This window comes from Mesorhizobium sp. B4-1-1, from assembly GCF_006439375.1.
Lineage (GTDB): Bacteria > Pseudomonadota > Alphaproteobacteria > Rhizobiales > Rhizobiaceae > Mesorhizobium.
Genome location: NZ_VFTH01000001.1, coordinates 472,808 through 489,951, shown reverse-complemented (window position 1 = coordinate 489,951; position 17,144 = coordinate 472,808). Strand labels below are relative to the sequence as shown.

Annotated in this window: 19 protein-coding genes and 1 tRNA gene; 11 read left to right on the top strand and 9 right to left on the bottom strand. The window is 62.5% G+C overall.

Annotated elements, in window-relative coordinates; all coding sequences use genetic code 11:
* Positions 1-57: 57 nt before the first annotated feature.
* Positions 58-930: an ATP-binding protein gene (locus FJW10_RS02465; protein WP_140898097.1), complete on the bottom strand. Its 873-nt coding sequence runs from the start codon at positions 928-930 to the stop codon at positions 58-60.
* A 266-nt stretch (positions 931-1,196) separates the two neighbouring features.
* Between FJW10_RS02465 and yajC the strand changes: the two genes are divergently transcribed.
* The 7 genes from yajC (at position 1,197) to FJW10_RS02430 (ending at position 8,077) form a co-directional block, all read left to right on the top strand.
* Positions 1,197-1,535 (top strand): preprotein translocase subunit YajC, encoded by a 339-nt coding sequence (gene yajC, locus FJW10_RS02460; protein ID WP_140830714.1) that lies wholly within the window; start codon positions 1,197-1,199, stop codon positions 1,533-1,535.
* A gap of 51 nt (positions 1,536-1,586) precedes the next feature.
* The gene (locus FJW10_RS02455; RefSeq protein WP_140898095.1) at positions 1,587-2,600 is read left to right on the top strand and encodes a hypothetical protein; all 1,014 of its coding nucleotides are present in this window, start codon (positions 1,587-1,589) and stop codon (positions 2,598-2,600) included.
* A gap of 88 nt (positions 2,601-2,688) precedes the next feature.
* The gene (secDF, locus tag FJW10_RS02450; RefSeq protein ID WP_140898093.1) at positions 2,689-5,238 is read left to right on the top strand and encodes a protein translocase subunit SecDF; all 2,550 of its coding nucleotides are present in this window, start codon (positions 2,689-2,691) and stop codon (positions 5,236-5,238) included.
* Between the two features lie 124 nt (positions 5,239-5,362).
* Positions 5,363-5,752 (top strand): Mth938-like domain-containing protein, encoded by a 390-nt coding sequence (locus FJW10_RS02445; protein WP_140830707.1) that lies wholly within the window; start codon positions 5,363-5,365, stop codon positions 5,750-5,752.
* Positions 5,753-6,619 (top strand): phytoene/squalene synthase family protein, encoded by an 867-nt coding sequence (locus tag FJW10_RS02440; protein ID WP_246674083.1) that lies wholly within the window; start codon positions 5,753-5,755, stop codon positions 6,617-6,619.
* 82 nt (positions 6,620-6,701) lie between these two features.
* Positions 6,702-7,127: a hypothetical protein gene (locus FJW10_RS02435; RefSeq protein WP_140898091.1), complete on the top strand. Its 426-nt coding sequence runs from the start codon at positions 6,702-6,704 to the stop codon at positions 7,125-7,127.
* The gene (locus tag FJW10_RS02430) at positions 7,127-8,077 is read left to right on the top strand and encodes a sterol desaturase family protein (protein WP_181177378.1); all 951 of its coding nucleotides are present in this window, start codon (positions 7,127-7,129) and stop codon (positions 8,075-8,077) included. Before FJW10_RS02435 ends, FJW10_RS02430 begins: the two co-directional genes overlap by 1 nt.
* Positions 8,078-8,084: 7 nt before the next feature.
* Here FJW10_RS02430 and FJW10_RS02425 read toward each other — a convergent pair whose 3' ends face one another.
* The 5 genes from FJW10_RS02425 to FJW10_RS02405 form a co-directional block, all read right to left on the bottom strand.
* Positions 8,085-8,417, bottom strand: a complete 333-nt coding sequence (locus tag FJW10_RS02425; RefSeq protein ID WP_181177377.1) for a type II toxin-antitoxin system RelE/ParE family toxin — start codon at positions 8,415-8,417, stop codon at positions 8,085-8,087.
* Positions 8,401-8,691, bottom strand: coding sequence for a type II toxin-antitoxin system ParD family antitoxin (locus FJW10_RS02420; RefSeq protein WP_140646717.1), 291 nt, complete (start codon positions 8,689-8,691; stop codon positions 8,401-8,403). Before FJW10_RS02420 ends, FJW10_RS02425 begins: the two co-directional genes overlap by 17 nt.
* A gap of 71 nt (positions 8,692-8,762) precedes the next feature.
* Entirely contained in the window at positions 8,763-10,172 is a 1,410-nt protein-coding gene (trmFO, locus tag FJW10_RS02415) for a methylenetetrahydrofolate--tRNA-(uracil(54)-C(5))-methyltransferase (FADH(2)-oxidizing) TrmFO (RefSeq protein ID WP_140898087.1), read from the bottom strand.
* A 405-nt stretch (positions 10,173-10,577) separates the two neighbouring features.
* Positions 10,578-10,718, bottom strand: a complete 141-nt coding sequence (locus tag FJW10_RS02410) for a DUF1127 domain-containing protein (protein ID WP_084508100.1) — start codon at positions 10,716-10,718, stop codon at positions 10,578-10,580.
* Between the two features lie 51 nt (positions 10,719-10,769).
* Positions 10,770-10,910 (bottom strand): DUF1127 domain-containing protein, encoded by a 141-nt coding sequence (locus tag FJW10_RS02405; protein WP_006335194.1) that lies wholly within the window; start codon positions 10,908-10,910, stop codon positions 10,770-10,772.
* 234 nt (positions 10,911-11,144) lie between these two features.
* Between FJW10_RS02405 and FJW10_RS02400 the strand changes: the two genes are divergently transcribed.
* Together FJW10_RS02400 and FJW10_RS02395 are read left to right on the top strand one after the other, a co-directional pair.
* Positions 11,145-12,263, top strand: coding sequence for a DUF2157 domain-containing protein (locus FJW10_RS02400; RefSeq protein WP_140898085.1), 1,119 nt, complete (start codon positions 11,145-11,147; stop codon positions 12,261-12,263).
* The gene (locus tag FJW10_RS02395; protein WP_140898083.1) at positions 12,260-12,841 is read left to right on the top strand and encodes a GDYXXLXY domain-containing protein; all 582 of its coding nucleotides are present in this window, start codon (positions 12,260-12,262) and stop codon (positions 12,839-12,841) included. Before FJW10_RS02400 ends, FJW10_RS02395 begins: the two co-directional genes overlap by 4 nt.
* 115 nt (positions 12,842-12,956) lie before the next feature.
* On the opposite strand, the gene FJW10_RS02390 is transcribed toward FJW10_RS02395, so the two are convergent.
* Positions 12,957-13,041 (bottom strand) — tRNA-Leu (locus tag FJW10_RS02390).
* Between the two features lie 440 nt (positions 13,042-13,481).
* Between FJW10_RS02390 and tig the strand changes: the two genes are divergently transcribed.
* Positions 13,482-14,966 carry a trigger factor gene (gene tig, locus FJW10_RS02385; RefSeq protein WP_140898081.1) on the top strand — a complete coding sequence of 495 codons (1,485 nt, stop codon included), beginning with the start codon at positions 13,482-13,484 and terminating at the stop codon, positions 14,964-14,966.
* 195 nt (positions 14,967-15,161) lie between these two features.
* Positions 15,162-15,671, top strand: coding sequence for a type VI secretion protein (locus FJW10_RS02380; RefSeq protein ID WP_246674092.1), 510 nt, complete (start codon positions 15,162-15,164; stop codon positions 15,669-15,671).
* 9 nt (positions 15,672-15,680) lie between these two features.
* On the opposite strand, the gene FJW10_RS02375 is transcribed toward FJW10_RS02380, so the two are convergent.
* Together FJW10_RS02375 and radC are read right to left on the bottom strand one after the other, a co-directional pair.
* Complete coding sequence (locus FJW10_RS02375) at positions 15,681-16,295, bottom strand: isochorismatase family cysteine hydrolase (protein WP_140898077.1); 615 nt, start codon at positions 16,293-16,295, stop codon at positions 15,681-15,683.
* 20 nt (positions 16,296-16,315) lie between these two features.
* Entirely contained in the window at positions 16,316-17,077 is a 762-nt protein-coding gene (gene radC, locus FJW10_RS02370; RefSeq protein ID WP_140898075.1) for a DNA repair protein RadC, read from the bottom strand.
* Positions 17,078-17,144 lie beyond the last annotated feature (67 nt).

The window sequence follows — 17,144 nt, the reverse complement described above, 5'->3', positions numbered from 1 at the left end:
TTTTCAGTTTGTTTCGGCCGTGAGAACCGAAGGTTCGGTTCGCGATCATGGCTAGGCCTAATCCTTCAGCGGCTTGCCAAGCCGGCCGGCGAGGTCCTGGGTGAACTGCCAGGCGACACGTCCGGAGCGGCTGCCGCGCGTGGTTGCCCATTCCAGCGCCTCGGCGCGCAGCTGCTCGGGGTCGGTCGCCAGGCCGTGATAGCGGACATAGCCGTCGATCATGTCGAGATACTCGTCCTGCGAGCATTTGTGGAAGCCGAGCCACAGGCCGAAACGGTCGGAAAGCGAGACTTTCTCCTCCACCGCTTCCGAGGGGTTGATAGCGGTCGAGCGCTCATTGTCGATCATGTCGCGCGGCAACAGATGCCGCCGGTTGGACGTGGCGTAGAAGATGACGTTGGTGGGGCGGCCCTCGACGCCGCCTTCGAGCGCCGCCTTCAGCGACTTGTATGACGTGTCGTCATGGTCGAAGGAGAGGTCGTCGCAAAACAGGATGAACCGATAAGGCGCTGCCTTCAGGAGGCCCATCAGCTTGGGCAGCGTGTCGATGTCCTCGCGGTGGATCTCGATCAGCTTCAGCGGCCGGTCGAGCTTGTCGGAGGCGTTGACGGTGGCATGCACGGCCTTGACCAGGGACGATTTGCCCATACCGCGCGCGCCCCACAAAAGCACGTTGTTGGCCGCGTAGCCGGACGCGAAGCGCTCGGTGTTGTCGAGCAGGATGTCGCGCACGCGGTCGACGCCGCGGATCAGGCCAATGTCGACGCGGTTGACCTTGCGAACCGGTTCCAGATAGCCGGGCTCCGCCTGCCAGACGAAGCAGTCGGCAATGCCGAGGTCGGTCTGCGGAACCGGCGGCGGGGCGAGGCGGGATACCGCCTCGATCAGGCTGTCGAGTTTCTTGTTCAGGGCGTCCAGGCTGTCGGTCATATCAGGTCTTTTTGTTGTGATATTTCAGCACGTCGGAGCAGCTTCCACGGCGTCGCTGCAAGAACCAAGCCCAAGCTTTTGTTGGAGCATGATTTTTTCGGTGGCCTCGAAGCCGCTTCCGCTGCGACGCTCTAGCACGCCGCAAACGGCTGGAAAAGCAACGGATTGGCCTCGCAGCGCAGTTGCATTGGCTAGTTTACCGACTATATTCCGGCCAAATTTTGCGGGGCCGCCCCGGCGGTATTTCACCATCCAGGAGTTTCTTGATGTTCGTTACACCGGCATACGCCCAGGGCGTCGGCGCTTCGCCAGACATGCTTATCTCGATTTTGCCGTTTGTCCTGATTTTCGTGATCATGTATTTTCTGATCATCCGGCCGCAGCGCGGGCAGCTGAAGAAGCGCCAGGAAATGCTCGCGGCGGTGCGCCGCGGCGACACGGTGGTGACCGGCGGCGGCTTCGTCGGCAAGGTGACCAAGGTGATCGACGACAATGAACTGGAGATCGACCTTGGCGGCGGAACCAAGGTGACCGCGCTGCGCTCGACGATCTCGGACGTGCGCGTCAAGGGCGAACCGGTGGCGAACCAGAACGCCAAGAAGTAGGCGAAATCCAGCGGTGATGGCCGCGGGCAGGGTTCTGACGAACGGCGGCATATGGTCTATCTTTCGCGCCTGAAGGTCATTTTGATCGGGCTTGCCCTGATCTCGATGGTCTTCGGCGCGCCGAATGTTCTCGCCGCCGTGCCCGGCGCGCATATCTTGTTTCGCCTGGATACCGACCAGGTAAAAAGCCGCCGGCTGGAAGCAATGCGCGACCAGGTCAGGACGCTGCTTCGCGACGCCGAACCCAGGATCAACTATAGCGGCCTTGTCGTATCGGGCCTCACGGTTCAACTGCGCATTGGCGATCCCGTGCAAATCGAGGCCGCCAAAGCGGCACTCAAGGCGGTGGTCGATCCCATTGCCGGCAAGGAAGGCCCGGTCCAGGAATTTGCGCTGGACGATAGCGAGCGCGGCCTGTTGAAATTCACCATGACCGATGCCGGCGCGAAGTATCGAACCTATGCCGCGCTCACACAGTCGATCGAGGTCATCAAAAATCGCCTCAACGAACTTGGCGTTGCCGATCCCGCGGTCCAGTTGACGGATGACGGCATACTGGTTCAGGCGCCAGGCGTCGCGGATCTGCACAGCCTGGCGCATACCCTTGCGCGGCAAGGCCGACTGAGCTTCCAATTGGTCGATACGTCGACGCCTGTGAACGATGCGGTCAACGGCCAGGCGCCTGCCGGTTCAACGGTGCTTTACACGCAGGATGATCCGCCAGTTCCCTATCTGGTCGAAGACCGGGTGCTTGTCTCGGGTGAGAGCGTGCTGGGCGCGGAAGCGATCCGCGACAGTTCGACAGAACAGTTTGTCGTCGCATTCCGGCTCGATTCCAAGGGTACGCAACGTTTCAAGTGGGCAACCACGCGGAATATCGGCAGGCCATTTGCGGTGATTTTGGACGATCAGGTGATTTCAGCGCCTATCATCCGGGAACCCATCGAGCATGGCACTGTCCAGATATCGGGAAATTTCACGGCTGAAAGTGCCAGGGAACTCGCGCTGTTATTCCGCACCGGCGCGCTGCCGGCGAGATTGACAATCGTCGAGGAAGCACGATAGGGCCGGCCATGGCCGGAATGACAACCATAGCTGACTACGAGCCGATGGCGGAACGCTGCCGCTTGTACGCCTGAACGGATAAGAACGAATGCTCTATTTCTCGCGCCTGAAGATGATCCTGATCTGGCTCGCAGTGGCCATTACAGTGATCCTTGCCGCGCCTAACCTTTTCCCGGCAAGCACGCTGGCGCAACTGCCGAGCTGGGTGCCGAAACGGCAGATGACGCTCGGCCTCGACCTTCAGGGCGGTTCGCACATTCTGCTGCAGATGGATCAGAACGACCTGATCAAGGATCAACTGCAGACGACGCGCGACGAGATCAGGACGCTGCTGCGCGACGCCAAGATCCAATATACCGGCCTTGGCGGAACAGGCCGAACCGTGCAGGTGCGCATCAACGATGCGAGCCAGGTCGAGGCCGCCAAGACCGCGCTGAAGCCGATAACCAACCCGGTCACGGCCGGTCTGTTTGCCGGTGGTTCCGTGCAGTCGATGGCGCTGGACGATTCCGAGCCTGGGCTGTTGAAGTTCACCGTTACGGATGCCGGCATCAAATATCGTACCTCGACCGCTCTCTCGCAGGCGATTGAAGTGGTGGAGCGACGCGTCAATGCGCTAGGCACGACCGAGCCGATCGTGCAGCGGCAGGGCGACGATCGCATCCTGGTCCAGGTGCCCGGGCTTCAGAATCCGCAAAGGCTCAAGGACATTATCGGCCAGACCGCGAAGCTGACGTTCCAGATGGTCGACACGTCGGTGCCGGTCCAGGATGCGATGAAGAATCGCCCGCCGGCCGGCGACTCGATCCTTTATTCGCAGGACGATCCTCCAGTTCCGTACCTCGTCGAGAACCGCGTCATCGTATCGGGCGAAGACCTGTCGAATGCGACGCCGACTTATAATTCACAGACCAATGAGCCGGTGGTTTCGTTCACCTTCAATTCCCGCGGAGCGACGCGGTTCGGTCAGGCGACCCAGCAGAATGTCGGCAAGCCATTCGCCATCGTGCTCGACAACCAGGTGATTTCGGCGCCGGTGATCCGCGAGCCGATCCTCGGCGGTAGCGGGCAGATATCCGGCAATTTCACGGCCGAGAGCGCCAACGACCTCGCCGTCTTGCTGCGCGCCGGCGCCCTGCCGGCCAAATTGACCATCATCGAAGAGCGTACCGTCGGCCCGGGCCTTGGTCAGGACTCCATCCACGCCGGCAAGGTGGCTGGTGTGATCGGCTCGATCCTCGTCGTCGCCTTCATGTTCGTCGCCTATGGTTTCCTCGGTTTCATCGCCAATGTCGCTTTGGCCGTGCACGTGGCGATGATCGTCGGCGCGCTGTCGCTGCTCGGCGCAACGCTGACCTTGCCCGGCATCGCCGGTATCGTGCTCACCATCGGCATGGCGGTGGACTCCAACGTTCTGATCTATGAACGCATCCGCGAAGAGCGGCGCAACGGCCGCTCGGTCATCCAGGCGATCGACACCGGCTTCTCCAAGGCGCTTGCGACAATCGTCGATTCCAACGTTACCTCGCTGATCGCGACCGTCGTGCTGTTCTTTCTGGGCACCGGTCCCGTGAAGGGCTTCGCCATTACCTATGCCATTGGCATTCTGACGACGGTCTTCACCGCTTTCACCTTCACCCGCATGCTGGTGTCGATCTGGCTGCGCCGCGCTCGTCCGAAGGAATTGCCGCGCGCGCCGGTCACCTTCATTCCGCCTGGCACCAAAATCCCGTTCATGGGCATCCGCCGCTGGACATTTGCTCTCTCCAGCACGTTGTCGATCCTGTCGGTCGTCGGGTTCCTGACTCTTGGCATCAACTACGGCATCGACTTCAAGGGCGGCTCGCTGATCGAAGTGCAGTCCAAGCAGGGCGATGCAGATCTCGGCGATATCCGCAGCAGGCTGTCCGAGCTCAACATCGGCGAGATCCAGGTGCAGCAGTTCGGCGCGCCGAACGACGTGCTGATCCGTGTCGGCACGCAGGACGCCGGCGAGAATGCCGAGCAGACCGTCATCGACAAGGTGCGGGGCGAGTTGCAGGACCAGTATGATTTCCGCCGCGTCGAAGTGGTGGGTCCGACGGTTTCCGGCGAGCTCGCCAAGCAGGGCACCATCGCCATGCTGATCGCGCTGGTCGGCATCCTGCTCTATGTCTGGTTCCGCTTCGAATGGCAGTTCGCCGTCGGCGCCATTGTCGCCACGGTGCACGATGTGGTGATGACGATCGGCTTCTTCGTCCTCACAGGACTTGAGTTCAACCAGTCGTCGCTGGCGGCGATCCTGACCATCATCGGCTATTCGCTGAACGACACCATCGTCGTCTATGACCGCGTGCGCGAGGATCTTCGAAAATACAAGAAGATGCCGCTGCCGCAGCTCCTGAACAACGCCATCAACGAGACGCTGTCGAGAACCACGCTGACCTCTGTCACCACGTCCCTGGCGCTGTTGGCCCTGGTGCTGTTCGGCGGCGAGGTGATCCGCTCCTTCACGCTGGCAATGCTGTTCGGCGTAGTGTTCGGCACCTATTCGTCGATCTTCATCGCCGCGCCGCTGTTGATTCTGTTCCGCTTGCGGCCGCAGGCCGCCACCGAAGAAGAGACGAAGCCGGTGAACGGCAAGGCCGTGGCGACCTGACGCCGTCAGAGCCGGATGTTTTCAGGTCGAGCCGACCTGAAATCATCCGGGCTCAAATCAAAGAGATAGAGCATGATGTCGTCCGAAAACCGCTCCACACTTTTCGGCATCATGCTCTAGACCCATGGCCAAAGGCATCATCATCCGCGAGGCGCATTTCCCGGGCAAGGCACCGATCGAGGCCTATGGCAATGGCGGCTTCCGTTTTGCCGACATGTCGCATCGGGGCTCGCTGCTTGTCCTGCCGTCGGGTATCCATGGTTGGGAGCCGGCCGATCCGCTGGCGCTGAAGGCCTCGGACTTCGACAGGCTGTTCGCCGAGGTCGGCAGGGTGGAGATCCTGCTGGTCGGCATGGGCAAGGAATTGCGGCCGCTGCCGACGGCGCTGCGCGCCGCCCTCAAGGAGGCCGGCATCTCGGCCGACCCGATGTCGACCGGGGCGGCGGTGCGGACCTACAACGTGCTGCTCGCCGAAGACCGCGCGGTGGCCGCTGCGCTGATCGCCGTAGACTGAATGGCCGGCACGTCCAACATCGTCAAGAATGGCGACGTCGTCATGGATGCGGTGCGCGCCGCCGACCATGACCGGTATCTGTCGGCGCTCTACGCGCCGGCCGACAGGCGCGACGTGCTGCTTGCGCTCTACGCCTTCAACGCCGAGATCGCCGGCGTGCGCGATCGCATCCACGAGCCACTGCCGGGCGAGGTCAGGCTGCAATGGTGGCGCGACGTCATCGCGGCCGACGGGCCGGAGGAGACCGGCCATCCGATTGCCGATGCCCTGAAGGCCGCGATCGTCGGCAATCATCTGCCGAAATCCGCTTTCGACAACATGCTCGAGGCGCGCATCTTCGATCTCTATGACGATCCGATGCCGTCGCGGACCGACCTCGAGGGCTATTGCGGCGAGACGGCCGCGGCGCTGATCCAGCTTGCGGCCATGGTGCTCGATCCCGCCGCGGCGCCCGGCTTTGCCGAACTGGCGGGCAGGGCCGGCTGCGCGCAGGCGATCACCGGCCTGTTGCTTCTGCTGCCGCTGCATCGTCGGCGCGGCCAGTGTTTCGTGCCCGCGGACATTCTGGCGGCCGCCGGCACGACGCCGGAAGAGTTCGTCAAGGGCGAGGGCGGGGCTGCCGCGGAACGCGCGGTCGCTGCGATGATCGCGCTGGCGTGGGACCATCTCAACGCCTTCGCGAAAGGCGCGCCGGCGCTTCCTGTTGCGCTGCGGCCTGCTTTCCTGCCGTTGGCGCTGACCCGTGCCTATCTCGACAAGATGGAGAAGGCGGGGGGGGCTCCGCTCGGCTCGACGGCGACGCTCTCCGCCCTGCGCCGCCACTGGCTGCTCCTGCGTCATGCGATGCGGGGCTGGACGCCCCTTTGACGTAAACGTCAATCGTGCTAGGGGTTCCGTTTATGTGGACTCGCGTCAAAGAAATGCGGGCCGCCGGAGGAGTAGCCTTTCCATGAGCCTGCCAGTCCTGGTCGTTCTTGTCGTGTTCGGCATCGCCTTGTCCGTCGCCGCCGTGCACTTCACCGGCGGTACGACGACCGCGACGCTTGCCGGACCGGATCAGGCGCTCGCACGCTTTGCCGAGGATTTTCCCGACGAGAGGCCGAGTACCGTGCAGCTGACGGCCGACAGCCATGCCGCGTTCCTTGAGCTAGGCCCGCAGCGTTGCGGCATCGTCCAGAGCATAGGCGACTGTTTTCTGACGCGCATCGTCAGGCCGCAAGACGTTCTGGCGCTGGCCAGGGAGGGGAATGTGGTGTCGATGCGGTCGAACGATTTCACCTGGAAGGGCGGCACGTTCGTCTTTGCCGACGAGGCCGGCGCGCTGGCCGTGGCGGCGGCGCTGCAAGGCCGTGATCAGATCCGAAAGGCTGCGTGATGGATGAGTATAATTTCCCGCAGGTCACCCAGCTTGCCATTCCGTTCTTCGTCGCGGCGATCCTGATAGAGCTTTGGCTGGTGCGCAGCGGCCGCGCCAGGGGATCGTTCGAAACGCGCGATACGCTGGCCAGCCTGATGATGGGGACCGGCAATGTCGTTGCAGGCCTGCTGCTCGGCGTTGTGTCCTATTGGGCGCTGCTGTGGCTCTGGCAGTTCCGCTTCTTCAATCTCGGCCTGTCGATCTGGGTGTTTTTGGCCGCCTTCCTGCTCGACGACCTGCGCTACTATGTCTATCACCGCATCGCGCACCGGGTGCGCTGGGTGTGGGCCGAGCATGTCAACCATCACTCCAGCCAGCACTACAATCTCTCGACGGCGCTGAGGCAGAGCTGGACCGGCCTGTTCACTTTCACCTTTATCTTGCAGGCGCCGCTGGTGCTGCTCGGCTTCCATCCGGCGGTGATCGCCTTCGTCTTCGGCTTCAACCTAGTCTGGCAGTTCTGGATCCACACCGAGACGATCGGCAAGATGTGGGGCTGGTTCGAGTTCATCTTCAACACGCCCTCGCACCATCGCGTCCACCACGCTACCAATCCGCGCTATCTCGACGCCAATTATGCCGGCACGCTGATCGTCTGGGACCGCATGTTCGGTACCTTCGTCGAGGAGTTGGAGGAGGACCGGCCGCGCTACGGCATCGTCAAGAACATCGGCACCTTCAACCCGTTGAAGGTGGCGTTCCACGAGTGGATCGGCATGTTCAAGGACGCGCTGGCGCCGGGACTGACGTTTGGTCAGCGGCTAAACTATCTCATCCAGCCCCCGGGCTGGAGCCATGACGGCTCGCGCGATACGTCCGAGACGCTGAAGAAGGCTTACGTGCGGAGGAACCCGGGAGAGGCAGGAAAGCCGGGATTGCCAGGGCGGGTGCCCGAGCCGGCGGAGTAAGACCCCTTCAGGATGGAGCGCTCGACCCACCGTCTCGAATCAACGTCTCGTAGTCGCGACCGCCGTAGAAGATGTTGATGATGCGAACGACATCGCTTTCGACAACATAGGTGATGACGGCAGAATGCTCGAAAGGGACGGTTCGCAAGCCTAGTACGATATCGTCGCGAGTTCGGCCGCCGCGAGGGGCGTTTCCGATGTTCTGGCAGCGGTCTTCGATGCGCAGAACGAATTTCAACGCGACGTGAGGGTTTCCGCTAGCCTCGACTATGTGTCCGAAAATATTAGCGAGATCATCTCTCGCGCTTTGGCTGTATTCGACTTCAAGCCGCTGAATCATCGTCGGGGCTCGAATACTCGGCAAACAGCCCTTGAAGATGAGCGCGCACCTGCTCTCCTGAAAGGTTCGGCCTCTTGTCCTCGATCGAAGCCTTCACCCGCGCCCGGATCGATGCCATTCGCTCGGCATGCTCTTCCTCTTCGCGCTGGAAGGCGCGGAGCGCTGCGCGGACGACTTCGCTGGCGGAGCCGAAAGACCCGTCCTCGACTTTCTCGCGGATCATGCGAGCCATGGCAGGCGTGACGGTGATGGATAGTTTCTCGGCAGATTCCATTGACATCGCTCCATGCATATAAAGTGGGATGATATCCTACTTTATATGCATGGCCAATGGGACAGAAAAGCTTATTCGGCTGCCTCAGCTCTGCCCGGCAGCCCCAACCATGCCCTGCATTCAGCCAGGGCGCGGGAGGTGATGGCGTGCCTTTTGGCGACGGTCTTGTCCTTGCCGCGCAGACGCTTGCCTTCGGTCTTCGGTGCTTCCACGGGTGGGAACAGACCGAAATTGACGTTCATCGGCTGGAAGGAGCGTTTGCCGGGCTCGTCGTCGGAGACGATATGGCCGCCGGTGATGTGGTTGAGCAGTGCGCCGAAGGCGGTGGTTGAGGGCGGCAGCGAGGGCGCCTGGCCGAGGCGCTCGGCAGCGGCGAAGCGGCCGGCGAGCAGGCCGATGGCGGCGCTTTCGACATAGCCTTCGCAGCCGGTGATCTGGCCGGCAAAACGCAAGCCGGGGCGCGATTTCAGCTGCAGCGAAGGATCGAGCAGCGTCGGCGAGTTGATGTAGGTGTTGCGGTGCAGGCCGCCGAGACGCGCAAAGTCCGCGTTCTCAAGCCCAGGGATGGTGCGGAAGATGCGCACCTGCTCGGCATGCTTCAGCTTGGTCTGGAAGCCGACCATGTTGTAGAGCGTGCCCAGCGCATTGTCCTGCCGGAGCTGCACCACCGCATAGGCCTTAACCGTCGGGTTGTGGACGTTGGTCAGCCCCATCGGCTTCATCGGCCCGTAGCGCAGGGTCTCGACACCGCGCTCGGCCATCACCTCGATCGGCAGGCAGCCGTCGAAATAGGGCGTGCCTTCCCATTGCTTGAACTCGGTCTTTTGGCCGTCGAGCAGCGCCTGGACGAAGGAGAGATACTGCTCCTTGTCCATCGGGCAGTTGATGTAGTCCTTGCCGGTGCCGCCGGGACCGACCTTGTCGTAGCGCGACTGGAACCAGGCGGTGTTCATGTCGATCGTGTCGAAATGCACGATCGGCGCGATCGCGTCGAAAAAGGCGAGCGCATCGGCGCCGGTAGCTTCGGCGATCGACTGCGCCAGCGAAGGCGCCGTCAGCGGGCCCGTGGCGATGATCGCCTGGCTCCAATCCGTGGGCGGCAGCCCCGGCACTTCCTCGCGCTGGATGGTGATCAGCGGATGCGCCTCGATCCTCGCGGTGACCGCGTCGGAAAAGCCGTCGCGGTCGACCGCCAGTGCACCGCCGGCCGGAACCTGGTTGGCGTCGCCGGCGCTCATGATCAGCGAGCCGGCAAGCCGCATTTCGGCATGCAGCAGGCCGACCGCATTGTTTTCGGCGTCGTCGGAGCGGAAGGAGTTCGAGCAGACGAGCTCGGCCAGACTGTCGGTCTTGTGGGCGTCGGTGCCGCGCACCGGACGCATTTCATGCAGCACGACCGGAACGCCGGCCTCAGCGATCTGCCACGCGGCCTCGGAACCGGCGAGGCCGCCGCCGATGACATGGACGGGATTTTTGCTCATGAGCGCCGGAATAGTCGCTTGACGGCACGATTGCAATTGCCGGCCAGCATGGGCGAAGTGGGAAGCCTGCGCCAGAAACAACAACACCCGCCGGGGGAGGAGGTCCGGCGGGTGTCGTTTTGGGGGGTCGATCCTCGGGAGGAGGTGAAGATCGACCTTATTCGTCATTGCCGGGGAGGAGGTCGGCTTTGACGAAATTCCTTATCGCCCTTGAGGACGAAAATTCTTTTCGCCTTTGAGAAGGAGCGAAGCCTTCGAAGACGAACTACGTTCGCTTCTGGAACAACGCCCGCCGGGGGAGGAGGTCCGGCGGGCGCCGTTTCGGTGGTCAACCTTCGGGAGGAGGTGAAGGTTGACCGTATCCGTCAGAGTCGGGGAGGAGGTCGACCCTGACGAAATTCCTGGTTAGATCGCCTTGCGGGCGACCATCTTGATCTCGTCGCGAACGATGCCGAGATCATGGAGCTGGCGGTTCGAAAGCCGACCCAGCTCGGTAACGGTGTCGCGGTAGACGCGCCAGTTACGATAGCTGCGGATCAGGTTCATTGTCGTTACTCTCATCAAAACTGGTTCGGACCATTTGCGGTCCGAAGCGGATTAGACCGCCTTGCGGGCGACGTAGTGGATGTCGCTGCGGCTGATGCCGAGGTCGGTCAGTTCACGGTTCGACAGGCGGCTCAGCTCGGAGACGGTGTCCCGGTAGCGGCGCCAGTTGCGGTAGTTGCGGATCAGGTTCATGGTACTTCTCGTTTCGTCTTTGGTTCGGATCATTCCGTTTGCGTACGAACAGAAAATAGGTGGGATCATATCGGTTTAAAAGTGCCGTTGGCGCATGGCAGCAATGCAAATTGTGCAATGCAACATTAACGGCCATTCACGCCTGCGTCACAAAGAAGACCGAATCGGAAAATGCCGCCGCGTCAACGGCTTGGCTGTTCCGGCTAAGGAAATGACCAGGCTTCGGGGGAAAGCATGGCGGGCTATGCAACACAGGTTAGGGCGGATATCGCGCGATGGCGGGAATCCGGGCTGATCGATCCCGCCACGGCGGAGGCATTGACACGCGACGTCGCCGCCAACGAGCGGACGTCACTGAGTTTCGGCTCCATCCTGGCAATGATGGCGGCGCTTTTGTTCGGCGCGGCGATCCTGATTTTCGTCGCCGCCAACTGGGAGGCCATCCCGCGCCTCGTTCGCGTGGCGGCCCTGTTTGCGGTCATCCTCGCAGGCTATGTCGGCGGAGCGGTGCTGAAGGCGCGCGACCATGCCGCGGTCGGCGAGGCGCTGTGGATCGTCGCCGTCGCAGCCTTCGGCGGCTCGATCGCACTCATCGGCCAGATGTATCACCTCTCGGGCGACGAGGCCTCGGCGCTGCTGACATGGTGCGCCGGCGCGGCGCTGGCGGCGGTGGCGCTGCGTTCCAACCCGCTGACCGTGGCGGCGGTCGGCATCGCCGACGCCTGGCTGGTCCTCAAGGGGTTCGGCTTCTACTGGCGCGCGGAGATCCCACATCTCTTCATCGTCATGGCGGTCGTGCTGTTCGCCATTTCGTTCTGGACGCGCAGCCAGGCCGCGCGCCACCTCATCATTCTGTCTGTCATTCTCTATCTGGTTTTGCTGACGACGGATCGCGACACGCTGCCGGTGGCGGTTTCGCTCGCCGTCGTATCGGCGTTGCTGTTTGCCGCTTCGGTCTTTACGGGCGATCCGATCGACAGGATCCTTCAGCTCGGCGGCCGGCTGCCCTTGCACGCCTTGTTCGGCTTCCTCACCGGCATGGCGATCGTCCAGTTCGAGCTGGCGGATGAAAGCACCTACAACAGCGGTTTCGCCGTCGCCTCGATCATGGCGCTTGCCGGCATCGTGGCGGCGATCATGCTGGCCGGCCGCGAGAGCAGGGGGCTGCGCTGGCTGGCCTATGCCGGCTTCGCCTTCGAACTCGCCATCATCTATGGCGTCACCTTGCGGTCGATGCTCGATACAGCCGGATTCTTCCTGGCCGCCGCCGTGCTGCTCGGCATCCTGGCGCTGATCATCATCCGCGTCGAGAAGCGCATGAGGGCGCCCGCCAAGGCAGGAGCAACGGCATGACCGGCAAGAAACTGATCATCGCGGCGCTGGTGCTGGCGCTTGTCCAGATCGGCTTTCTCAGCTGGATCATCGCCGGCCGCGCCGCAATCCTGCGCAACGGCAAGGAAGTGCTTCTGAAAGTCGAGCCCGTCGATCCGCGCGATCTCATGCGCGGCGACTACGTCTCGCTCAACAACAACATTTCGCGGATTCCGGTGAAGCTGATCGCCGACATTCCGCAAGGCGCTTTTTCCAGCGACGACAGTTCGATCGCGGTGCGATTGAAGAAGGGCGCGGATGGTTACTGGCAGCCGACGGCGGCCTGGTTCGGCAAAGCGCCGGCCCCGGCGGGTGCGGACGAGGCGGATATCGTCGGACATGTCGCCGCGGGCTGGGATCTTCGCAGCCCCGACATGACGATCGCGCCGGACTACGGGATCGATCGCTTCTATGTGCCGGAAGGCGAAGGCATGGCGATCCAGAACGACATGCGCGTGCGGCCGTTCGGCATCAAGCTCGCGCTCGCGGCCGACGGCACGGCGCAGATCAAGGCGCTGATGGATGGCGACAAGACGCTGTTCGAGGAGCCGCTTTATTAGCGCCTTGGGTTGGCACCGACAGCGCCGGTCCTCCTTCGCCAAGGCTTCGGAGGACACCTTCGGCTCTTCGAGCCCCAGGTGGCGGCCTGCCATCCGAAGCTCGAAGAGCGAAGGATGGTGCGGATGAAGGGACTCGAACCCCCACGCCTTTCGGCACTGGAACCTAAATCCAGGGCGTCTACCAATTCCGCCACATCCGCTTTCCCCGGCAATCCCATGTAGCCATCATTCTGTCAATGTCGGCGCCCAAGTCATGCTATCCGTTAAAGCGCGCCGCATCGAAATGGATTCAGGTGACGCGCTTAAGTCTTTTGATGCATGCCGTTCGCCCAAAACCGCCGCACACTTTTGGGCGGCGTGCATTGAAGCGAAGATGGTTGAAAATTAGCCTAGCCTGTGACAAAAGGCGTGTCGAATGTGACGGAATGTGAATTTCCGCCTCTGCAAGATGCGAAAAGTTATAGGAAAAACAAGAACTTATTCGCATTTGGCAAGGCGCAGTTCAGGAAGATTTGAACCGCATTAGCGGTCAAATCGCCAGGTTCCGTCCCAAAAGCCATTTCCGGCAAGATCATACCGGCAGGCTGTAAACGGCTAAGAACCGTTTGGCAGTCTCATTGTTGAAAACAAAGGTTCTAGGATGCAGGTCACCGAAACGCTCAACTCCGGTCTCAAGCGCGAGATCAAGATCACCGTGCCGGCCGGTGACATGGAAGCCAAGCTGATGGCGCGGCTGACCGACGCCCGCGACAAGGTGCGCATCAACGGCTTCCGCCCGGGCAAGGTGCCGGTTCAGCACTTGCGCAAGATGTACGGCAAGTCGTTCATGGCCGAGGTCGTCAACGAGATCCTCAACGACTCGACCCGTTCGATCATCTCGGGGCGCGGTGAAAAGGCCGCCATGCAGCCCGAAGTGATCATGACCGAGGACGAGAAGGAGGCCGAGAAGATCCTGGCCGGCGGCACCGATTTCGAATTCAGCCTCAACTATGAAGTCATCCCGCCGATCGAGATCAAGGATTTCTCCGACATCAAGGTGACGCGTCAGGTCTATGACGTGCCGGAATCGGAAGTCGACGACCAGGTCAAGCGCGTTGCGGAATCGGCGCGCAGCTACGAACCGAAGACCGGCAAGGCCGCCGAGGGCGACCGGGTCAGCATCGATTATGTCGGCAAGATCGGCGGCGAGGCTTTCGCCGGCGGCGCCGGCACCGACCAGCCGCTGGTGCTCGGCTCCAAGGAGTTCATCCCGGGTTTCGAGGACCAGCTGATCGGCGCGAAGGCCGGCGACGAGAAACAGGTCACCGTCACGTTCCCGGAAAACTACCAGGCGGCGCATCTGGCCGGCAAGGAAGCCACCTTCGACGTCACCGTCAAGGAAGTGTCGGCGCCCGGCGCGCTTGAGGTCAATGACGAGACGGCCAAGAATCTCGGCCTGGAATCGCTCGAGCGCCTGCGCGAGATCGTGCGCGGCCAGATCGAGAACCAGTTCGGCTCGATGACCCGCCAGAAGGTGAAGCGCCAGCTGCTCGACCAGCTCGACGCGTCCTATTCGTTCGAAGCGCCCTCCAAGCTCGTCGAGGCCGAGTTCAACAACATCTGGGCCCAGGTCAACCGCGACCTCGAAGCCGCCGGCCGGACCTTTGCCGACGAGGAGACGACGGAAGAAGAGGCGCGCGCCGAATATATGCGCCTTGCCGAACGCCGCGTGCGCCTTGGCCTCGTGCTCGCCGAGATCGGCGAGAAGGCCGGCGTCACCGTGTCGGACGAGGAACTGCAGCGCGGCCTGTTCGAGCAGGTGCGCCGCTTCCCGGCCAACCAGCAGCAGGAAGCCTTCGAGTATTATCGCAGCAACCCGGAAGCCATCAACGCGCTGCGCGCGCCGATGTTCGAGGAGAAGGTGGTCGACTATCTGCTCGGCCAGATTTCGGTCGACGACGTCAAGGTGGGCAAGGACGAGCTGATGGCCGACGACGAGGAGACCGAGACCGCGACCAAGGCGAAGCCGGCCAAGAAGGCCTCTTCGAAGAAGGCCGAGGCAAAGGCGGGCGAAGCCGCCGACGAGGCGGACGAGCCGAAGAAGAAGGCCGCGCCGAAGAAGAAAGCCGCCAAGGAAGCCGAGTAACAGGTTTCAATGCCGAGATTTCGAAAGGCCGCCTCCGGGCGGCCCTTTTCATTGTGATGTGTTCCATTGTGGCGGCGCGGCAACACAGACAACTTGTGTTGATGGTCTGCCGCTGGCGATACGGACCGTTGAACATTATCTGCGCTTCATAGCATTCGCGGGTGTTTGGAGGCATTGGTGAGGCTGGGGTTCATGATGAGAGACGTGGTCGTCGCCGCGGCGCTCTTGTTTGCCGCGGCCGCCGGTATCGCCCGAGCCGAGCCGGATCTCGGCAACTGGAGCGTTGGCGCCGGCGACGACGGCCAGATCACGGCATCGCTGCATGCCAGCAACAAGCTGATCACCGGCGGCGGGGCCTTGGGTTACAGCCCGGTGCTGATTTTGGCTTGCCGGTCCGATGGCGAACCACGCTGGAGCGAGCGGCTCCAGCTCAACGATGCCGTCTCCGCCAGCCGCAAGATCACCATCTCCGTCGTGGTCGACGGCGGCGGCAAAACCGATGAAAGCTGGTCGGTCGGCGCGCGCGGCAGAACGCTGGTCAGGGACGGGGACGACGGCATCAGGCGTCTGGCTTCAGCGAACCGGCTGACGCTGTCGTGGCGCTTCGGTCTCCTGTCGGGACGCGGCGAGGCCGATTTCGAACTCGCGGGCCTCTCCGAAGCGATCGGACAGATCGCGGCAAGCTGCAAAACCGATCCGCCCTGATCCCACCGTTTAGAACAGGCTTTCCAGTTCTGCGGCCGTCACCACCCGCCCGAACACCTTGCCGATGATGGCGAGCGTCGCGTTGTGCGAGGCCTCGTCCAGCCCGCCATTGGCATCGCTGACGAAAGCCACCTTGTAGTCGCGCATGAAGGCGCTGCGGGCCGTCGATTCGCAGCAGATGCTGGTCACCGTGCCGATGATGATGACGGTATCGACCTGGCCGGCGCCGCGGATGTTACGCAGCACCGTTTCCAATTGGGTGTTGTGGAACGCGTCATAGCGGTGCTTCTTGATGATCACCTCGCCCGGCAAGGGAGCGAGTTCCGCCACGATACCGGTGCCGGCGCTGCCTTCCCGCATGCCTTTGGCCTTCAGCCTTGGCTGGTAGGCGGTCTCGAGCGGGGAGATGTTGAAATGGTCGCTGAGCACATGCTGCGTGTAAACCACCGGGACACCAGTCGCGCGGCACAGTTCGACCACCTGCCGCATAATGGGAATGCGATGCCGCGCCATCGCGACTTCCATCACCGCGCCTTCATCGACGAAGTCGCTCTGCATGTCGATGACCAGCAGGGCGGCGCGTTCTTTGTCGAACGGCCAAGGTTCACTGCCGTGCTGAGACATGTCGGTTCTTCCTATTTTCTTCAGATCAGCAGCAGGCCCTTCATCGAGGCGTTGCCCTTGCGGCCGATGATGATGTGATCGTGCACGGCGATGCCGAGCGGCTTGGCCGTATCGATGATCTCCTTGGTCATCTCGATGTCCGCGCGCGACGGCGTCGGGTCGCCGGAAGGGTGATTGTGGACCAGGATGACGGCGCTGGCGGAGAGTTCGAGCGCCCGCTTCACCACCTCGCGCGGATAGACCGGCGTATGGTCGACGGTGCCGGTCTGCTGCACCTCGTCGGCGATCAGCCCGTTCTTCTTGTCGAGGAACAGGATGCGGAACTGTTCGCGGGGCTCGAAGGCCATGGCCGAACGGCAATAGTCGAGCAATTGCGTCCAGTTGGATAGGACTTCGCGGCCGCGCACCTCGCCGCGCGCCATGCGCTGGGCGGTGGCGGCGATGACTTTTAGATCGGTCGCGACGGTCGGCCCGATGCCCTTGACTTCTTCAAGCAAGGGCGCCGGCGCGCCGAGCACTTCTGCCAGCGAGCCGAAGCGGGCGATCAGCGCCTTGGCGATAGGCTTGGTGTCGACGCGCGGGATCAGCCGGAAGAGCAGCAGTTCGAGCAGTTCATAGTCGGGCAGGGCGTCCGGTCCGCCGGCGACGAAGCGATCGCGCAGACGGTCGCGATGGCCGTGATAATGGGGCTTTTCTGCTGCCGTGGCCTTTTTCGGCGCCGTCTTGGGCGGCTCGATCCAGCCTTCGGAAAAGAATGCCCGCTCGTCCTCGACTTTCCCCATGCTCGCCCGCTCCCCCTCGGGCTTCGGCTGAAACCTAAAGCAATTCCAGGAAAAGTGTGAAGCGGTT

Excerpts from the sequence above, each read along its gene's own strand:
- FJW10_RS02420 (WP_140646717.1), bottom strand. The coding sequence starts at position 8,691 with ATGGAATCTGCCGAGAAACTATCCATCACCGTCACGCCTGCCATGGCT.
- FJW10_RS02465 (WP_140898097.1), bottom strand. The coding sequence starts at position 930 with ATGACCGACAGCCTGGACGCCCTGAACAAGAAACTCGACAGCCTGATC.
- yajC (WP_140830714.1), top strand. The coding sequence starts at position 1,197 with ATGTTCGTTACACCGGCATACGCCCAGGGCGTCGGCGCTTCGCCAGAC.
- FJW10_RS02445 (WP_140830707.1), top strand. The coding sequence starts at position 5,363 with ATGGCCAAAGGCATCATCATCCGCGAGGCGCATTTCCCGGGCAAGGCA.
- FJW10_RS02395 (WP_140898083.1), top strand. The coding sequence starts at position 12,260 with ATGACCGGCAAGAAACTGATCATCGCGGCGCTGGTGCTGGCGCTTGTC.
- trmFO (WP_140898087.1), bottom strand. The coding sequence starts at position 10,172 with ATGAGCAAAAATCCCGTCCATGTCATCGGCGGCGGCCTCGCCGGTTCC.
- secDF (WP_140898093.1), top strand. The coding sequence starts at position 2,689 with ATGCTCTATTTCTCGCGCCTGAAGATGATCCTGATCTGGCTCGCAGTG.
- FJW10_RS02435 (WP_140898091.1), top strand. The coding sequence starts at position 6,702 with ATGAGCCTGCCAGTCCTGGTCGTTCTTGTCGTGTTCGGCATCGCCTTG.
- FJW10_RS02410 (WP_084508100.1), bottom strand. The coding sequence starts at position 10,718 with ATGAACCTGATCCGCAGCTATCGTAACTGGCGCGTCTACCGCGACACC.
- radC (WP_140898075.1), bottom strand. The coding sequence starts at position 17,077 with ATGGGGAAAGTCGAGGACGAGCGGGCATTCTTTTCCGAAGGCTGGATC.
- tig (WP_140898081.1), top strand. The coding sequence starts at position 13,482 with ATGCAGGTCACCGAAACGCTCAACTCCGGTCTCAAGCGCGAGATCAAG.
- FJW10_RS02380 (WP_246674092.1), top strand. The coding sequence starts at position 15,162 with ATGAGAGACGTGGTCGTCGCCGCGGCGCTCTTGTTTGCCGCGGCCGCC.
- FJW10_RS02455 (WP_140898095.1), top strand. The coding sequence starts at position 1,587 with ATGGTCTATCTTTCGCGCCTGAAGGTCATTTTGATCGGGCTTGCCCTG.
- FJW10_RS02375 (WP_140898077.1), bottom strand. The coding sequence starts at position 16,295 with ATGTCTCAGCACGGCAGTGAACCTTGGCCGTTCGACAAAGAACGCGCC.
- FJW10_RS02400 (WP_140898085.1), top strand. The coding sequence starts at position 11,145 with ATGGCGGGCTATGCAACACAGGTTAGGGCGGATATCGCGCGATGGCGG.
- FJW10_RS02440 (WP_246674083.1), top strand. The coding sequence starts at position 5,753 with ATGGCCGGCACGTCCAACATCGTCAAGAATGGCGACGTCGTCATGGAT.
- FJW10_RS02425 (WP_181177377.1), bottom strand. The coding sequence starts at position 8,417 with ATGATTCAGCGGCTTGAAGTCGAATACAGCCAAAGCGCGAGAGATGAT.
- FJW10_RS02430 (WP_181177378.1), top strand. The coding sequence starts at position 7,127 with ATGGATGAGTATAATTTCCCGCAGGTCACCCAGCTTGCCATTCCGTTC.
- FJW10_RS02405 (WP_006335194.1), bottom strand. The coding sequence starts at position 10,910 with ATGAACCTGATCCGCAACTACCGCAACTGGCGCCGCTACCGGGACACC.